This window comes from Rhodococcus sp. OS5 (assembly GCF_056837585.1).
This window is the reverse complement of record NZ_CM166368.1, coordinates 629,393-644,587: the sequence shown is the minus strand read 5'-3', so window position 1 is coordinate 644,587 and position 15,195 is coordinate 629,393. Positions and strand designations below refer to the sequence as shown.

At 63.3% G+C, this 15,195-nt stretch carries 11 protein-coding genes and 1 riboswitch; of the genes, 4 read left to right on the top strand and 7 right to left on the bottom strand.

Going from position 1 to position 15,195, the window contains the following annotated elements; all coding sequences use genetic code 11:
• Positions 1-13: 13 nt before the first annotated feature.
• Positions 14-128: riboswitch (SAM riboswitch) on the bottom strand.
• A gap of 60 nt (positions 129-188) precedes the next feature.
• From ACVZUB_RS03005 to ACVZUB_RS02980, 6 genes are all read right to left on the bottom strand, one after another.
• Complete coding sequence (locus tag ACVZUB_RS03005; RefSeq protein WP_482628125.1) at positions 189-1,724, bottom strand: PucR family transcriptional regulator; 1,536 nt, start codon at positions 1,722-1,724, stop codon at positions 189-191.
• Positions 1,721-2,779 (bottom strand): DUF917 domain-containing protein, encoded by a 1,059-nt coding sequence (locus tag ACVZUB_RS03000; protein WP_058039286.1) that lies wholly within the window; start codon positions 2,777-2,779, stop codon positions 1,721-1,723. Before ACVZUB_RS03000 ends, ACVZUB_RS03005 begins: the two co-directional genes overlap by 4 nt.
• Positions 2,780-2,785: 6 nt before the next feature.
• On the bottom strand, positions 2,786-3,895 hold the full coding sequence (locus ACVZUB_RS02995) for a DUF917 domain-containing protein (RefSeq protein WP_058039287.1): 1,110 nt from the start codon (positions 3,893-3,895) through the stop codon (positions 2,786-2,788).
• Entirely contained in the window at positions 3,892-5,472 is a 1,581-nt protein-coding gene (locus tag ACVZUB_RS02990; protein ID WP_083055910.1) for a hydantoinase/oxoprolinase N-terminal domain-containing protein, read from the bottom strand. Before ACVZUB_RS02990 ends, ACVZUB_RS02995 begins: the two co-directional genes overlap by 4 nt.
• A gap of 30 nt (positions 5,473-5,502) precedes the next feature.
• Entirely contained in the window at positions 5,503-6,870 is a 1,368-nt protein-coding gene (locus ACVZUB_RS02985; protein ID WP_064688673.1) for a purine-cytosine permease family protein, read from the bottom strand.
• Positions 6,871-7,021: 151 nt separating this feature from the next.
• On the bottom strand, positions 7,022-7,750 hold the full coding sequence (locus tag ACVZUB_RS02980; RefSeq protein WP_482628124.1) for an SDR family oxidoreductase: 729 nt from the start codon (positions 7,748-7,750) through the stop codon (positions 7,022-7,024).
• Between the two features lie 244 nt (positions 7,751-7,994).
• Here ACVZUB_RS02980 and ACVZUB_RS02975 point away from each other — a divergent pair, with 244 nt between their 5' ends.
• Positions 7,995-8,135 carry a hypothetical protein gene (locus ACVZUB_RS02975; protein ID WP_003941170.1) on the top strand — a complete coding sequence of 47 codons (141 nt, stop codon included), beginning with the start codon at positions 7,995-7,997 and terminating at the stop codon, positions 8,133-8,135.
• On the opposite strand, the gene ACVZUB_RS02970 is transcribed toward ACVZUB_RS02975, so the two are convergent.
• Complete coding sequence (locus ACVZUB_RS02970) at positions 8,123-8,587, bottom strand: hypothetical protein (protein ID WP_425328784.1); 465 nt, start codon at positions 8,585-8,587, stop codon at positions 8,123-8,125. The two genes, ACVZUB_RS02975 and ACVZUB_RS02970, sit on opposite strands and share 13 nt — an antisense overlap.
• A gap of 3 nt (positions 8,588-8,590) precedes the next feature.
• Between ACVZUB_RS02970 and ACVZUB_RS02965 the strand changes: the two genes are divergently transcribed.
• From ACVZUB_RS02965 to ACVZUB_RS02955, 3 genes are all read left to right on the top strand, one after another.
• Entirely contained in the window at positions 8,591-8,893 is a 303-nt protein-coding gene (locus tag ACVZUB_RS02965; protein WP_232329970.1) for a ribosomal protein L7/L12, read from the top strand.
• Positions 8,894-9,321: 428 nt separating this feature from the next.
• A complete protein-coding gene (locus tag ACVZUB_RS02960; protein WP_064688676.1) occupies positions 9,322-11,175 on the top strand; it encodes a BCCT family transporter in 1,854 nt (617 codons plus the stop codon).
• A 122-nt stretch (positions 11,176-11,297) separates the two neighbouring features.
• A complete protein-coding gene (locus tag ACVZUB_RS02955) occupies positions 11,298-15,191 on the top strand; it encodes a Pls/PosA family non-ribosomal peptide synthetase (protein ID WP_482628521.1) in 3,894 nt (1,297 codons plus the stop codon).
• The last annotated feature ends 4 nt before the right edge of the window (positions 15,192-15,195 follow it).

Here is a 15,195-nt window from a genome sequence, read left to right as displayed (position 1 = left end):
ATGGCCCCGGAAGAGTCCGCGCTTGCCGCATTCGTTTTCGAACGCAGCCGGGTCGTCACCCGGAGCACCCCACCGCGGAGGAGGGTTGCCGACCAGCAAGCCGGGGCTGAACACTGGTACTCGTGACCTGGCAACGAGGATGGCAGGAACCTCCCGTGCTTGTCAAGACGAAGCCGCGAAGATCTCCGTCAGGGCGCGATGGTCCGGCAAGCAAGGTGGAGCGCGAGTCTCGTTTCCGGATCTGCGAGATCCACCGAGAGAAGGCGCTGAATTCTATCGATCCGACTCGATACGGTGTTGCGGTGCAACCCCATTCGGGTTGCGGTGTGAGCCAGAGACGATTCTTCGTCGAGGTACGTCGACAGAGTCTCGAGCAACTCTCCATTGGAATCGCGTAGCGGTGCGAGCAATGCTGCGGCCGCAGGCTGGAAGGTGTCGGTTCGCGTCCACGCCAGCAGCAACTGCGCCAGCCCGAGGCGGTCCACGTGCAGGAATCGACCTGTTTGAGATCGGGCACCGGCGAGCCGAGCGGCATCCCCGGCCTCCGACAGGGACGAACCGATTCCGGCCGGACCGTCGTGTGCGCGTCCCACACCTACCCAGGTCTCCATCGTGGGTTCCAACCTGGCCTGAGCTGCACGGATGCACTCGGCGATCCTGGTGATCGCCTCCGGTCGCGGCTCACCTGGCAGAGTCGTCCACGCCGCCCAGCCGTCAGCCTGTTCCACGACATTGGCGTCGATTCCCTCGGCAGCGAGAGCATCTGCAACCTCGCTGCGTCTTGCCACCAGGTCGACCTCACCGACCGCCAGGACTTTGATGCCGATGTGCCATCCGTCCAGCATCCAACCCGCGTCGAGTGCGCGCCGGAGCAGTCCGGGTGTGGCGTCTGCTGACGTGTCGATCAGTTCACCGAGCAACGCGCTACGCCGGCGCGCTTCACGCTCGTCGACCATGCGCGCAACGGCCAGTCGGTGCCCGGCAGCCAACGAGGCCACGTCGAGAACCACTGAGAGAGAAGCCTCTTCGACGCTTTGACGCACCGGGAGCAGCACCGCCAGCCAGGGCTCTCGGGCTGCGCCGGACATCACCGGGCACGCAATCAGGACCCCGCCGGAGCCCAATTCGACCGTGGTGGGCGCCCCGCGACCCGACAACATACCGGCAGCTGCTCGATCAGCGTCTGACAACAGGTCGGCGCCGGTCATCGGACGTCCGGACGTGTCCAGGAGAAAGAATGAACGCTGAAAGGTGTTCAGTAGCACCGACAGAAGATTCTCGACGCTTCCTCCGGCTCGTTGGCCCGCGTGTGTCGCCCGCAGTACTGCGTCGGCCATCACCGCCCGCGAATTCGAGAGAAGATCACGAAGATCCACGCTGAACTGCCACGGGTCGGATACTCCGAGCACCACCAGTCCGAGCCGATCGGCAAGCAACGAGAGATTCGCATCCTCCGCCGCAGTGCTGTGCACAGCGACCACCTGGCAGCCGGTCGCCGCTGTGCGCCGAAGGAGAGCGTCGAATCTCCACTCCCCGATGTCGATTCGATCGAGAATCACCAGAACTGATCCTGAACTCGCCGCATCCGACACGGCCTCGGCCGACTGTGCCGATTCCCCGGTGAGTGCTCCCACTGTCGTCACGACGGGATCACCCTCCCCGGCCAGTCGATACAGCCCGACAAAGGCCGGGTTGTTCAGCAACGCCGAAACACTCGCGCTCATCGCGCCTCCATCAGCACTGCGTCGTGGTCGATCCCGAATGCCCGCGGGCCGACAACTTTCAATCTGCCCACTTCTTCCGCCCACCACTGTGGACCGGGAAGAACCAACACGGCCACATCGTGCCCCTGGTGCACGGATTCACACGAGACGAAGGCGCCGGTCCGCACGTCGAGCAACGTCACGATGTCCGGGCACGTTGCAATCATCTCGCCGTCCAACGCGACGGTCAGGAACTCACTCTCGAATTCGACTCGTATCACCGCAGAACCGTGCTCGAGAATCACGCTGCCCCGACGATCTCCGGTGTCCGGACGACTACGACGCACCGCACGCACCCGGCCTGCCCCCAGTACTCGAGCCCCGGAGCTTTCCGCGATCTGCCGCCAACTGCCCAGTGCCCCGATGTGCTGACCCAGTTCGTGCGCCCGAGACAGAGTTCCCGGAATGCACGCCTCCTGCACCGTCCGCGCATCGATCGACGCGATCGCCAGAGCACCCCAACCGCTGGTTCTCCCGATCAACGACCGCACTGCTACCTCGGCGCCGAGCACATCCACTCCGTCGACGACGGTAATGAGGCCGCCGGGCTGGGCGAGTGTGACCGGGCACAATTCCAACCCGGCTGCGGCGAGAGAGAAGTGATCGAGCCGCGGCATCGCTCGACCCAGCAGGTCCGCGTCGACCACGGGAATTCCCAACGCCAACGCCGCAGCAATGCCGGAGAGAGCGTTGAGTCCACCGCCTTCGAAAGTCATCACCGCGGTCGGACGCTTCCCGGTCCAGCGCGTCAAAGCTGCTGCAGTATCTGCAAACTCACGCCCGGAGGGCAATTGCTCCTCCAAGGCCAGGGCCGATCCGACGATTCCCACCGGCATCACCAATGCCTCCTCCGGCAACTGGTCCGGCGCGATGACCTCCACCGAAGTAGACGTCATCAGTGGACGCAGCAATTCCACGAACAAGCGTGGATCGCCGCCCCCGCCGCAGCCCAGGACCACCGCCCCCGCTGCGATCGCGTCGAGGTCGGCCTCCCGGACCGCGTGCAGCCTGCTCACGGCTCGCTATTCTGCCAGTACAGGTTGCTCGAGTGTCTCCACCGGCAGGAACGGGCGATCGAGCCCGAAGCTAGCCGGGCCGAAGACCGCCAGTGCCTCCGGGGTTCTCATGATGGGTGGGGTCGCGATCCCGATGACCGCAACGCGCTGCCCGTACCGCAAGCCCTCGGTGGTGACGGGTTCGGCGGTATCGGCCTCGACGATGCAGATCAGGTCTGGCACGATCGCCACCATCACTCCGGATTGGACGGCGATCAGATTTTCGTTCTGGAACTGAACTTCCAGCTCTTCGTCTCCGACGCCGGCGATCCGCACCGAACCCCGAGCGAACCCCTCATCGGTTCGCCGGTCGACATCGATCACCTTGCCGTGAAAGAGAACTCGCCCGTATCCGTAGAGCGTGTCGGCGAGACTGTCGACAAGCGCCTGCACCGGGTCCACCCGCTGCTCACGTGAAAGTCTGATGGACCGGCCGATGGTCATGGCCAACGACAGAGTCCGTGGGATCGCCGTCCGCTTCACATCTGCACCCGTCATCGAGTACTGCGCGATGTGCGCCATCCCACCGAACCTCGACGTCACCCCGCGGGCGAGGCCCTCCAATCTGCTGTTGTCACTTCCGGTGTCGAAGATCGCCACCTCGTCGTGCTCGTTCGCCATGGCGAGCGGACTCGCCGAAATCCCGTACACCGAGAAGGTTTCCATCTCGAGCTGAGGAAAGGCTCGTCCCATCCCGTCGGCGTCGACAACCGGCAGGCCGCGCCGTGCGGCCACCAGCAACGGAATCATCGAATTGATTCCGCCGCACTCCATCGGCATCGTGGCATCTGCAGTTCGACCCGTGTGCTTCTCCAACGTGATCAGCGCCAGCTCGGGTTCGGTTCCGCGCGGCATCTTTTCGACCACGACGGTCGGGGCACCCATCTGCGCGACGGGAATCACCCACGCGTCGTCGTCAAGCTCCTCCGGATCGAGAATTGTGATTTCACCGGCCTCACCGAGCGCCTGCGTGACCAACATCTTGCCGACGAACGGATCTCCCCCGCCGCCGGTGCCCAACAAGGCTGCGCCCCTGGCGAGGTCGTCGAGATCCGCCGTTCGTAGTGTCCAACTCATCGTGAGCCCTCCTGACCGGTGGAGACCAAACCACTGTGCAGTGCCAAGTCACCGACTGCCTTCACTCGAATACGTGTTGCGTTGCCCGGCAGATACGGAATCGGGACCTCGTCGAACTCCACGATCTGCACCGACTCGGGCCGTGCGCCTGCGGCGACTGCCCGATCGATCGCCTCCTGGCGAGCATCGTCGGCAAAAACCTGCCGGTGCCCGTCCCGCACCGCTTCGACTCGATCTACCTCACCACTGACCTGCGCGATCGCAGCGCCGATCGCATTGGCAACATCGAAGCGCTCAGGACGAATCACCGTTCCCAGGCCCGGGAGTTCACGCTCCAGCAGTACCGATCCCCCGCCAACCGCCACAACGGGAAGTGGATCCGACGTGGTCCGCATCTGTTCCACGGCGTCGGCGACTCGGCGCGAGATCCGGTCGAGTGCCGTCGACACCAGGCCGCGGTCGAGGTGCGCCACCGCACTGCGATCTCCGACGTCGACCAAGCCTGCCGCGACGGCTATGTCGGTGGCCGTCAACGTGTCACCGCCGAATACGAGTGCCCGTAAACCCAATTCGTATCCCACAGATTCGGGTCCGACTGTGAGTCCGTCTGCATCCACCACCGAACCACCACCGATACCGATCGAGAAGACGTCCGGCATACGGAAATTGGTCCGTACCCCCGCGACCGTCACCTCCGTGGTGGCTTCTCTGGGGAAACCGTTGGTCAATACGCCCACGTCGGTAGTGGTGCCCCCGATGTCGATCACCGCACAGCTGGCCAGACCGGACAGAACAGCGGCGCCTCGCATGGAGTTGGTCGGCCCCGAAGCGAAAGTCGCCACCGGATAACGCCTCGCGTACTCGATGTCCATCAAGGTTCCGTCGTTCTGGCTCAGGTACAGCGGCGCGACAATGCCGTGCTCGACCAAAGATCGGGCAAGACCGTCGACGATGTGATCGGCGAGCTCGCGCAGCGCAGCATTGATGATGGTCGCGTTCTCCCGCTGGAGTAGACCCACTCGACCGATCTCGTGCGAGAGCGAAATTGCGACGTCCGGGCCGAGTTCCTCACGCACGATCTCCGCGGCGGCCGCTTCGCATTCGAGATTGACCGGAGAGAACACCGAAGATATTGCGACCGAACGAGTACCGCTGCGAGCCATATCGGCGGCATGGCGGCGAATCTCGTCGGGGTCCAGCGGCGAGATACGACGACCGTCGAACTCGTGCCCACCGTGAGCGAGGTAGTGCCTTCCTTGCACAGCGGAGACCAGGTCTCGCGGCCACCCCACCATCGGCGGAAGCGCGGCGGTCGCCGGAAGCCCCAATCGCAGAGCCGCTGTCGGTGCAAGTCCGCGTTGCTCGATGAGAGCGTTGAGAAAGTGCGTCGTGCCGATCATCACTGCTTGAACAGCGCTGGGAGAGAACGAGTACTGCTGCTGCAGCGCCGCCAGAGCTCCGCCGATTCCGCCGGTGATGTCCTTGCTGGTCGAGTGTTTGACATGCCCGATGACGGTGGTCCCGTCCATCAGGACCGCATCGGTGTTCGTACCACCGACGTCGATTCCGATTCGCATCGCGAACTCCCTTCTACAGTGTGTGCCGTGCTAGTGCGTGAGCGCAGATTTTCCCGAAGTCTCTTGCGGCGCTTCGGTTGCGGTGCGTCCGACTCCGCGAATCAGGCCGAGTCGACCCGCGACGACGTAGAGAACGAAGGCCGAGGCCACCGCGTTGATCGACGGCAGGCCGAAGGTGCTGTAATGACCGATCAGCGCCGAGACGATCCAGATCACCAGCGTGGCCGGTACCCAAGTGGGTGCCGAGTTCGGGAGGGTACCCGCAGCTCGACTCTCCTCCAGATCCTTGCGCCATGTCTTGACGATGAAGTATTCCGCCACCATGATCCCGGCGATCGGCGGGAATCCGACGCCCAACAGGATCAGGAAGTCGGTGAACGAGTTCAGGATTCCGGCAGCCGCGAGGACCGAACCGGTGATGCCGACAACTGCTGTGACAACTGCGCGATTGATCCGTCGACCGAACACGACGTCGATGAAGTTCACGACGCCGAGCCCCGAGCTGTACAGGTTCCAGTCGTTGATCTTGAAGGTGCCGAGAACGATGATCAGAACGCCGACCCAACCGACCGACGAGAGAATGATCGTGGCGATGTCGGAACTGCGAACGGCATGGGCAAGGAGAACACCGGTCAGCCCGATCACGTATTCGCCCAACGTTATTCCGACGAGCGTCTGCTTCACGACATCGCCTGCCGTGCGGTTGAAGCGCGTCATGTCAGGTGTGATCACTGCTCCGGCAATGAAACCGCCTGCGACGATGGTAGTTCCGGCGAGGAAGCTGAGCTCCGGCCCGGCTGGAGCAGATGTCATCAGATCTGACAGCGAGTGATTACGCAGTTCGGCGATGACGGCCCAACCGACCAGGATCAGGAACAGCGGAACGGTGATATTGGCGATCAGTTGCATGGATCCGAACCCGCGAAGGACTATCGCGGTGATCAGGAGACCGAAGGCCAAAGCCCACGCCCACTGCGGCAGAAACGGCATGATTCCGTGCAAACCTGATGCAGAGACAGCAGATTGAATGCCGAACCAACCGATCAGGCTGACCCCGATCACCAAACCGATCACCGCGGAACCTGCGTGCCCGAATCCACACCAGCGTGCGACCACCGATGTGTTGAGCCCTTCACGAACCCCGATGATGCCGATGAAAATACAGACGACCTCGAGAATCACCGCCCCGACTGTCAATGCCCAGAAGGCATTCCAGAACGTCATACCGTAGCCGAGCGTCGCACCGAGCAAGAACTGTGCGAGTGCCGATACCTGACCGAATCGCTGTACTGCCACCGAGAACCACGAATATCGTGCTTCGTCGGGAACGCGGGTGAGCGCGTAGTCGTCACCGTCGGACACTTCACCGCCGGCGGCGGTCGTTGAACTGTTTTTCATGACGGACTCCTCGAATAGTTGGGAAGTGTTCTCGGAGAAGACGGTACGAATGTGGCCAGGGTCACGCCTATGGGCGAATTGGCGTTTCTTCGTGTTACGACAATGCATTTCGCACAGGCGTCATTTCACACAGTCGCCAAATGGCACGGGTCTAACGCAACGCGTATCCGCCGTCGGGGTACAGCGTGGAACCCGTTGTGTACGTGTTGGTGAAGAGATAGAACACCGCTTGTGCAATCTCGTCTTCGTTCCCGACGCGGCCGAGCACGTTGTTCTCGGCACTCCAGGTGAACGCGGCCTCCCGAACCTCCGCCGGGCGCTCCCACAGATGCCCGTCGATGGTTCCGGGAGCGACAGTGTTGACGCGGATCGGCGACAGTTCGACCGCCAGCCCCCGCCCGAGCCCCTCGATTGCCGCGTTGGCTGCAACGTATGCCGCGGCAGCTGCGGGTGGCCGCACACTGGCAGCGCCGGACATGAGGACCACCGATGCGGTGGGTGTCAGCTTGTCGAGCGCAGCGTGCACGACGCGGTACTGCCCCCAGAACTTGGAGGTGAACGGCGACGCCGCTTCCTCGACGCTCTGGTCACGGAACGAGCCGACCTGGTAATCGGCAGCCGTGGTGAAGAGAGCATCGACGCTGGGGATGTTGGTGAAGAACTCATTCACCGAGTCGTCGTCGGAGGTGTCGACGGTGAACCAGTGCGCAGCCTCACCCAGCTGCGCGGCCGCTGCTTCGAGCTTGGATGCGGTTCGGCCACCGAGAACTACCTGCGCGCCGGCGTCGACGGCGAGCTGCGCCACTCGCAGCCCGATGCCAGTTCCGCCGCCGATCAGTACGACGGTCTTGCCTGAGAGAGGAGAAGGTGTCGTTGTCATGCAGCGACTGTAGGGCTCACCGAATTGTCCCGACATGTGCAGAATGCACAGATTTCAATACGGCACAGTGCCAAGTATCGAGACTTAGCTGTTAGAGGACACCGCCCCCGGGGATCTCGCTTGACGACGTTTGCTGCGTCGAAACTGCCTTCACCTGTACTCCTCCTTCGAGTTCGCTTGTAACAAAACAACTCCCACGACCGAAAACGTCGGTGAACCACAACAGCGAAGGGAAGTAACGACTATGGGATCAGCAGACGTCATGGCCTGGCTCGCCGAGGGTTACCTCGCCGGCGATCCGATTCGCTATCCGCTCTACGTCGGATCGATGTTCCTCGCGATGCCGTTCCAACTGATCGGCGTAATTCTGGGTCACCCCTTCTGAATCGTCACATCAGGCCAGGGCGGACGACGTAGAACGGCCAGAGTTGCGATCACTGCGGCCGCCAACCCGATGAACTCCCCCATCAAAGCCGCCCTGGTGTGATCGACGGCCGGTGACCACGACGGCTCACCCTCGTGGATCGAGAACACTCCCACTGGCACCGGTATCGGGTCGCGGCGCCACCGCCGGTGTAGACGCGAAACCGTGATGATCGTCGATCCGTCGCTGGTCTGGTGCGGTTCTCCGAAGATCATCGAGGTCCCGGAATCCGCCCGAAGTCGCTCCACCGCATCACGAATCTCCATGATCTCCATCGTCGCACCGAAACAGCAGCCCTGTGCGAGTATCGATCGATGGCCGAGTGGTGGAATCCGAGCAGGCGCGTCGAGCGATGGTGGCAGACGATTGGCCTCGTCCTGCTCGTAGTCGTAATCGGTCCGAGCACCATCCATACAGTGACCACGGAACCGACAACCGGTAATTGGGTTCGCCTGGCAATCTGGCTTTTCGCGACGGCCGGATTTGCCTACGGCACCGTCCAAGCCTGGCGAAACAGGAACAAACCTCAGTCGGTGTGGTGGGAAGGGACGACTGCCCCCACCGAAATACCCGCCGACGACGTCCGTAGCGCACTCGCGTCGACAGACGACCGCATTCCGGCAATCAAGGCACTACGCGAACTGCATCCGGGCTTGGGTCTGAAGGATGCGATGGATCTGATCGACGCTCAGCGGGGCGAACAGGGCCCGCATCACTGATAGTTGCGACCATCACAATCACAGTTAGGTATCGACACCTGACCGCCACGATCGGGCAAGCACACCAGGAGTTAACCACCTGACAGACAGGCTGTTTCGCCGAGTTTGACAAATGTGGTCAATCGGTGAGCGTCGACTCGACCGATTCAACTCACCGTACCAATCGAATTCGCCGTTCAGCATTCCACTCATGGCCCAATGCCACTATTACCCAACGATTTACAACCGGAACTACGGTATCCAGTGAGAACTTTCGCGACAGTGCAGCATCTTTCGTCCAGTTGAGTTGACCGAAACTTGACGTTACGTTGAATTTCAAAGCAATAGCCCGGTCTTGACCTGCGATGGTGTGAGCGCAACGCCCACCTACGCGTGACACGTGGCTGCCCGTATGGGCGCTGTGAATGCCTGAACGTTCGAGGAGTGGAATGACTGCGGCCAAAACTGCGTGGCGTGAACTACGGAAACCCGTGTTCATCCCCGCGTCGATAGTGATCTTTGCCCTGATCGCCTTTGCCGTGATCTATGCGGGAACAGCCGCGGACGCTTTCGAAACACTCAACAACGTGATCAGCGACGGCGTCGGCTGGTGGTACATCCTCTCGGCCACCGGTTTCGTGATCTTTGCGCTGTACTGCGGAATCAGCCGCATCGGCAACATCCGATTGGGACGTGACGACGAGCAGCCCGAGTTCGGGATGCTCTCGTGGTTCGCGATGCTCTTCAGCGCCGGCATGGGCATCGGGCTCGTGTTCTACGGAGTAGCCGAACCACTTTCGCACTACGTGACCCCACCCGTCGCCGGGCAGATCGCCGGATCCACGGACGCCGCAGCCAATCAAGCAATGGAACTGACGCTGTTCCACTGGGGCCTTCATGCATGGGCGATCTACGTCGTCGTCGGCCTCGGTCTGGCGTACATGACCTACCGCAAGGGTCGTCCGCTCTCGATCCGTTGGTTGCTCGAGCCGCTCCTCGGACGGGCTCGCATCGAAGGAAAGATCGGCCACGCCATCGACGTCGTCGCCATCGTCGGCACGCTGTTCGGTGTCGCGACGTCGCTGGGCTTCGGTGTCCAGCAGATCTCGGCCGGCCTCGACTACCTCGGCTGGGTGGAGACCGACAACTGGTTGGTCATCACCATCATCGTCATCGTGACGGGCATGGCGACCTTCTCGGTCGTCTCCGGTGTCACGAAGGGCCTCAAGTGGCTCTCCAACATCAACATGATGCTCGCTGCCGCGCTGGCACTGTTCGTCCTGATTCTGGGACCGACGCTGTTCCTCATGCAGTCGTGGGTGCAGAACCTCGGCGGATACGTCCAGGCCTTGCCCGAACTGATGCTGCGTACGTCCCCGTTCGCCGAAGACGGCTGGCAGGGCGCATGGACCATCTTCTACTGGGGTTGGTGGATGAGCTGGGCACCGTTCGTCGGCATGTTCATCGCGCGCATCTCACGCGGCCGCACCATCCGCGAATTCGTCTTCGGTGTGCTGCTGGCCCCGACGCTGGTCGGTTCGTTGTGGTTCACGATCTTCGGTAACTCCGGCATTCTGCGTCAGCGCAACGAGGGCACGATGCTCGACGCATCCGGCGCAGTGGACACCAACACGTCGTTGTTCACGCTTCTCGACGGACTTCCGCTCGGAACGATTTCGAGTGTTCTCGCGATCGTCGTGATCGTGTTCTTCTTCGTCACGTCCGCGGACTCCGGCTCGATCGTCATCGACATCCTCGCGACCGGTGGCAGCTTGGAGACCTCCAAGATCACGCGTGTCTACTGGACGTTCCTCTCCGGTGCCGCGGCCGCAGTTCTCCTCATCGTGGGTGGCAGTGGATCGCTCACGGCGCTGCAAACCGTTGCCATCGCCACGGCGGTACCGTTCTCGGTCATCATGGTGCTGGCATGTCTGTCGATGCTGAAGGCATTCCGATACGAGGTCGCGTCGGCACCACGCTACCTGCGGGTTTCTACAAATGCCTCGGCATCGACCGACGTTCCGCAACCCACCGAAAAGCGGCTCCGCGATCTGAAGATCTCGTCGACCTTCGCCGGGCTGACCCCGTCACAAAGCGGAATCATGACGGATCCCTCCGACGCCCACATGCTCGTCGCGGTCCACGAAGTTCCCGCCCATGCGGTCAACATCGACCCGGATACCGGCGCCGTCGACTTCTCCGAGGAATCGAAGGTCGTCGATCCGCTGGGCGGAGAGGTGTTCGACACACCCGAGTTCGCCGACTCGGCAGAAGGCCACGCGCAAGCTGCCAGTACGGACTGACCGGCACGTTCGGCATGTTGCATTAGGCATATCTGTTCACCAACTCGCAAACTTGTCATGAGACTTTCAACTCGACAGTTCGCAGGACTCTAAGTTTCGTGAGTAGAACAGGACCAACGGGTTTGCCACTCCAGTCGCAGTCGGAGACGGAACAATCTTTCGGGATTCCGTCCGTATTCCTACGGTCGGCGCATGCACCTGCGCCGCGCACGCTCATCGACATCGTGCGGGCCTCAGCCGAGGCCAACCCGGAAGCACCTGCCATCGACGACGGCGACACCACACTGTCGTACTCGGAGTTGCTCGACGAGATCGAGCTCGGTGCGCGCTGGCTCGGTGATGCCGGCGTCGGCGCAGGTGACCGCGTCGGAATCAGGATGCCGTCAGGTTCGCGTTCGCTGTACGTGGCGATCCTGTCGATCCTCGCGGCGGGCGCCGCCTACGTTCCCGTCGACGCCGACGATCCGGAAGAGCGCGCCGAGTTGGTGTTCGGCGAGGCGCAGGTAGCGGCAATCATCACCGGCGACGGAATCCAGCCGGGGACGGCGCCGAAGCGGCTCGAACATCCACCGGTTCGCGAACCCGAACCCGAGGACGACGCCTGGATCATCTTCACCTCAGGATCCACCGGCACCCCCAAAGGCGTCGCGGTCACTCACCTCAATGCCGCGGCGTTCGTCGACGCCGAGGCGCGCATGTTCCTCCAGGACGAGCCCATCGGGCCTGGTGACCGCGTCCTCGCGGGGCTGTCCGTGGCATTCGACGCGTCCTGCGAGGAGATGTGGCTCGCGTGGCGTCACGGCGCCTGCCTCGTCCCGGCGCCTCGTTCACTGGTTCGCAGCGGCATGGACCTCGGCCCGTGGCTGGTCTCGCGTGACGTCAGCATCGTCTCCACTGTGCCGACGCTTGCGTCTCTGTGGCCGGCCGAGGCCCTCGAAGCCGTTCGACTGCTGATCTTCGGCGGCGAAGCCTGCCCACCCGAACTGGCCGAACGCCTGGCCGTCGAGGGCCGCGAGGTCTGGAACACTTACGGCCCCACCGAGGCAACCGTCGTCGCCTGCGGCGCACTGATGGACGGCAAGAGCCCCGTCAGCATCGGCCTCCCCCTCGACGGCTGGGACCTCGCCGTCGTGGACGCCCAGAGCAATCCCGTCGCGGTCGGTGAGGTGGGCGAGCTGGTGATCGGCGGCGTCGGCCTCGCCCGCTACCTCGATCCCGCGAAGGACGCCGAGAAGTACGCGTCGATGCCCTCGCTCGGGTGGGAACGCGCCTACCGAAGCGGCGACCTGGTCCGGCTCGAGACCACCGGCCTGATGTTCCAGGGCCGCGCGGACGATCAGGTCAAGCTCGGCGGCAGGCGCATCGAACTCGGTGAGGTCGACAACGCCTTGCAGAACCTGCCGGGCGTGAGCGGCGCTGCCGCAGCCGTGAAGAAGACTGCAGCCGGCAATCAACTCCTCGTCGGATACATCGCCAGCACGGATCCCGACTTCGATCTCAAGGCCGCTCATGCACTGCTCAGCGAACAGCTCCCAGCAGCCCTCGTGCCGCGTCTGGCGTTGATGGACGAACTTCCGACGCGTACGTCAGGCAAGGTCGACCGCAATGCGCTGCCGTGGCCGTTGCCCGGCGCCGGTGAAGATGCGGGGGCCGCGTTGGGCCTCGACGGCACCGCTGCCTGGGTTGCCGGCCTGTGGGGTTCGATCCTGGGCGCGCAGATCACCGGACTCGACGACGACTTCTTCGAAGTGGGCGGCGGATCCCTCTCTGCGGCTCAGTTGGTGACCGCCCTGCGCGAGCGGTTCCCCGAAGTGACCGTCGCACAGCTCTACGACCATCCACGGTTGGGATCGCTCGCCGAATATCTCGACGAATTGGCACCCACCGAAACTGTGGAGCCGCGCATCGTCGCTCCGACACCCTTGAAAACTCAGCTCGCGCAGATCGCAGTCACCGTTCCCCTCACGACGCTCACCGGACTGCAGTGGGTGACGTGGCTGGCGATCGCGAACAACGTCCTCGGCTGGTTCGTCGACGTCAGCTGGGCGCCCACGGTCTCGTGGTGGTGGATCCTGTTGGCATTCATCGTGTTCATCACGCCGATCGGGCGCATGACCATCGCTGTCGTCGGAGCGCGCCTGCTCCTGCGCAAGCTGGAACCGGGCACGTATCCCCGAGGCGGTAGTGAACACCTGCGTCTGTGGATAGCGCTGCGACTCACCGAAGCCAGTGGCGCAGCCAACCTTTCGGGCGCACCGTGGATGCTCTACTACGCCCGCGCCCTCGGCGCCGACATCGGCAGCGGCGTCGATCTCCACACCCTTCCTCCCATCACCGGCATGCTCGAACTCGGTAACGGCTGCTCCGTCGAACCCGAAGTCGACCTCTCGGGCCACTGGATCGACGGCGACGTCATCCACATCGGTGAGATCAAGATCGGCGACGGCGCCTCCGTCGGTTCACGCTCGACGCTTCTGCCCGGCGCGCGTATCGGTCGGGACGCCGTCGTCGAACCCGGATCTGCGGTGTTCGGCCGAGTGAAGGCAAACCAGCAGTGGGCCGGCTCCCCCGCCACCAAGGTCGGGAAAGCGAATCATCCTTGGCCGGCCGAACATCCGAAGCGCGCACCCGGCTGGGTGCCGGTATACGGCGTCACCTCGGTCTTCCTGGCCGGTATGCCGATCTTCGCGCTGATGGCCGGAATCGCCTTGATCGGTTGGTGGATCCGCGACACCGACACGCTCGCGAGTGCAGTGCTCCAATCGCTGATCATGCTTCCCGTCGCGACCATCCTGAGTTTGCTCGTCTTCGCAGTCGTCACACTGGTGGCCGTTCGTCTTCTCTCGATCGGGCTGACCCCCGGTTACCACCCTGTCCGCAGCCGCATCGGCTGGCAGGTGTGGGCGACCGAACGCCTGCTCGACTCGGCCAGAACCTTCCTCTTCCCGCTCTACGCGAGCCTGCTGACGCCGGGATGGCTCCGCCTCCTCGGCGCCAAGATCGGCAAGAACGTCGAAGCATCCACCGTGCTCCTCCTTCCCAAGTTCACGACGGTCGCCGACGGCGCATTCCTCGCCGACGACACCATGGTTGCGAGCTACGGCCTCGGCGGCGGCTGGATGCACATCGAACAGGCCAAGATCGGCAAGCGTGCGTTCCTCGGCAACTCCGGTATGACCGCCCCCGGTCGACGCGTCCCCAAGAACGGTCTCGTGGCGGTTCTGTCGGCTACCCCGTCCAAGGCCAAGTCCGGATCATCGTGGCTGGGTAGTCCACCGGTACGTCTGAGAAGGGCTGCCGGGGACACCGACGCCGCCCGCACGTTCAATCCGCCGATGCGACTCAAGATCGCCCGCGGAGTGGTCGAAACCTGCCGACTGATCCCCGTGATGGTCACGTTCGGCATCGGTCTCGGTGTTCTGTTTGCACTCGAAGCACTGGTCGGCGCCGTCGGATTCTGGTTCGCGGCTCTGTTGAGCGGCGTAATTCTGCTCGTCGCCGGAGCAGTGGCGGGCGCGATCACCATCGCCGCCAAGTGGATCGTCGTCGGGCGCATCGCCAAGGTCGAGCATCCGCTGTGGAGTTCGTTCGTCTGGCGCAACGAGGTAGCCGACGCGTTCGTCGAAACCGTCGCGGCGCCGTGGTTCGCTCGCGCAGCGACTGGTACGGCCGTACTGAACATCTTCTTGCGTGGACTCGGGGCCAAGATCGGTAAGGGCGTTTGGTGTGAGTCGTACTGGCTACCCGAGGCAGATCTTGTGACTTTGGGCGACGGAGCGACAGTGGAACGGGGGTGCGTCGTGCAAACTCATCTCTTCCATGATCGGATCATGTCCATGGACACCGTCACTTTGGGAGCAGGAGCAACGCTGGGACCGCACTGTGTCGCGCTACCCGCAGCCGGCATCGGCGCGGGAGCGACGGTAGGGCCTGCATCTCTGGTGATGCGAGGTGACACCGTTCCGCCCTCCACCCGCTGGCAGGGCAACCCGATTGCACCGTGGGTGGCGTCGTGAAGCC

Bases quoted from the DNA above. Each gene is read 5' to 3' on its own strand.
- ACVZUB_RS02995 (WP_058039287.1), bottom strand. From the start codon at position 3,895: ATGAGTTGGACACTACGAACGGCGGATCTCGACGACCTCGCCAGGGGC.
- ACVZUB_RS02960 (WP_064688676.1), top strand. From the start codon at position 9,322: ATGACTGCGGCCAAAACTGCGTGGCGTGAACTACGGAAACCCGTGTTC.
- ACVZUB_RS02985 (WP_064688673.1), bottom strand. From the start codon at position 6,870: ATGAAAAACAGTTCAACGACCGCCGCCGGCGGTGAAGTGTCCGACGGT.
- ACVZUB_RS02990 (WP_083055910.1), bottom strand. From the start codon at position 5,472: ATGCGAATCGGAATCGACGTCGGTGGTACGAACACCGATGCGGTCCTG.
- ACVZUB_RS03005 (WP_482628125.1), bottom strand. From the start codon at position 1,724: ATGAGCGCGAGTGTTTCGGCGTTGCTGAACAACCCGGCCTTTGTCGGG.
- ACVZUB_RS02970 (WP_425328784.1), bottom strand. From the start codon at position 8,587: ATGGATGGTGCTCGGACCGATTACGACTACGAGCAGGACGAGGCCAAT.
- ACVZUB_RS02980 (WP_482628124.1), bottom strand. From the start codon at position 7,750: ATGACAACGACACCTTCTCCTCTCTCAGGCAAGACCGTCGTACTGATC.
- ACVZUB_RS02975 (WP_003941170.1), top strand. From the start codon at position 7,995: ATGGGATCAGCAGACGTCATGGCCTGGCTCGCCGAGGGTTACCTCGCC.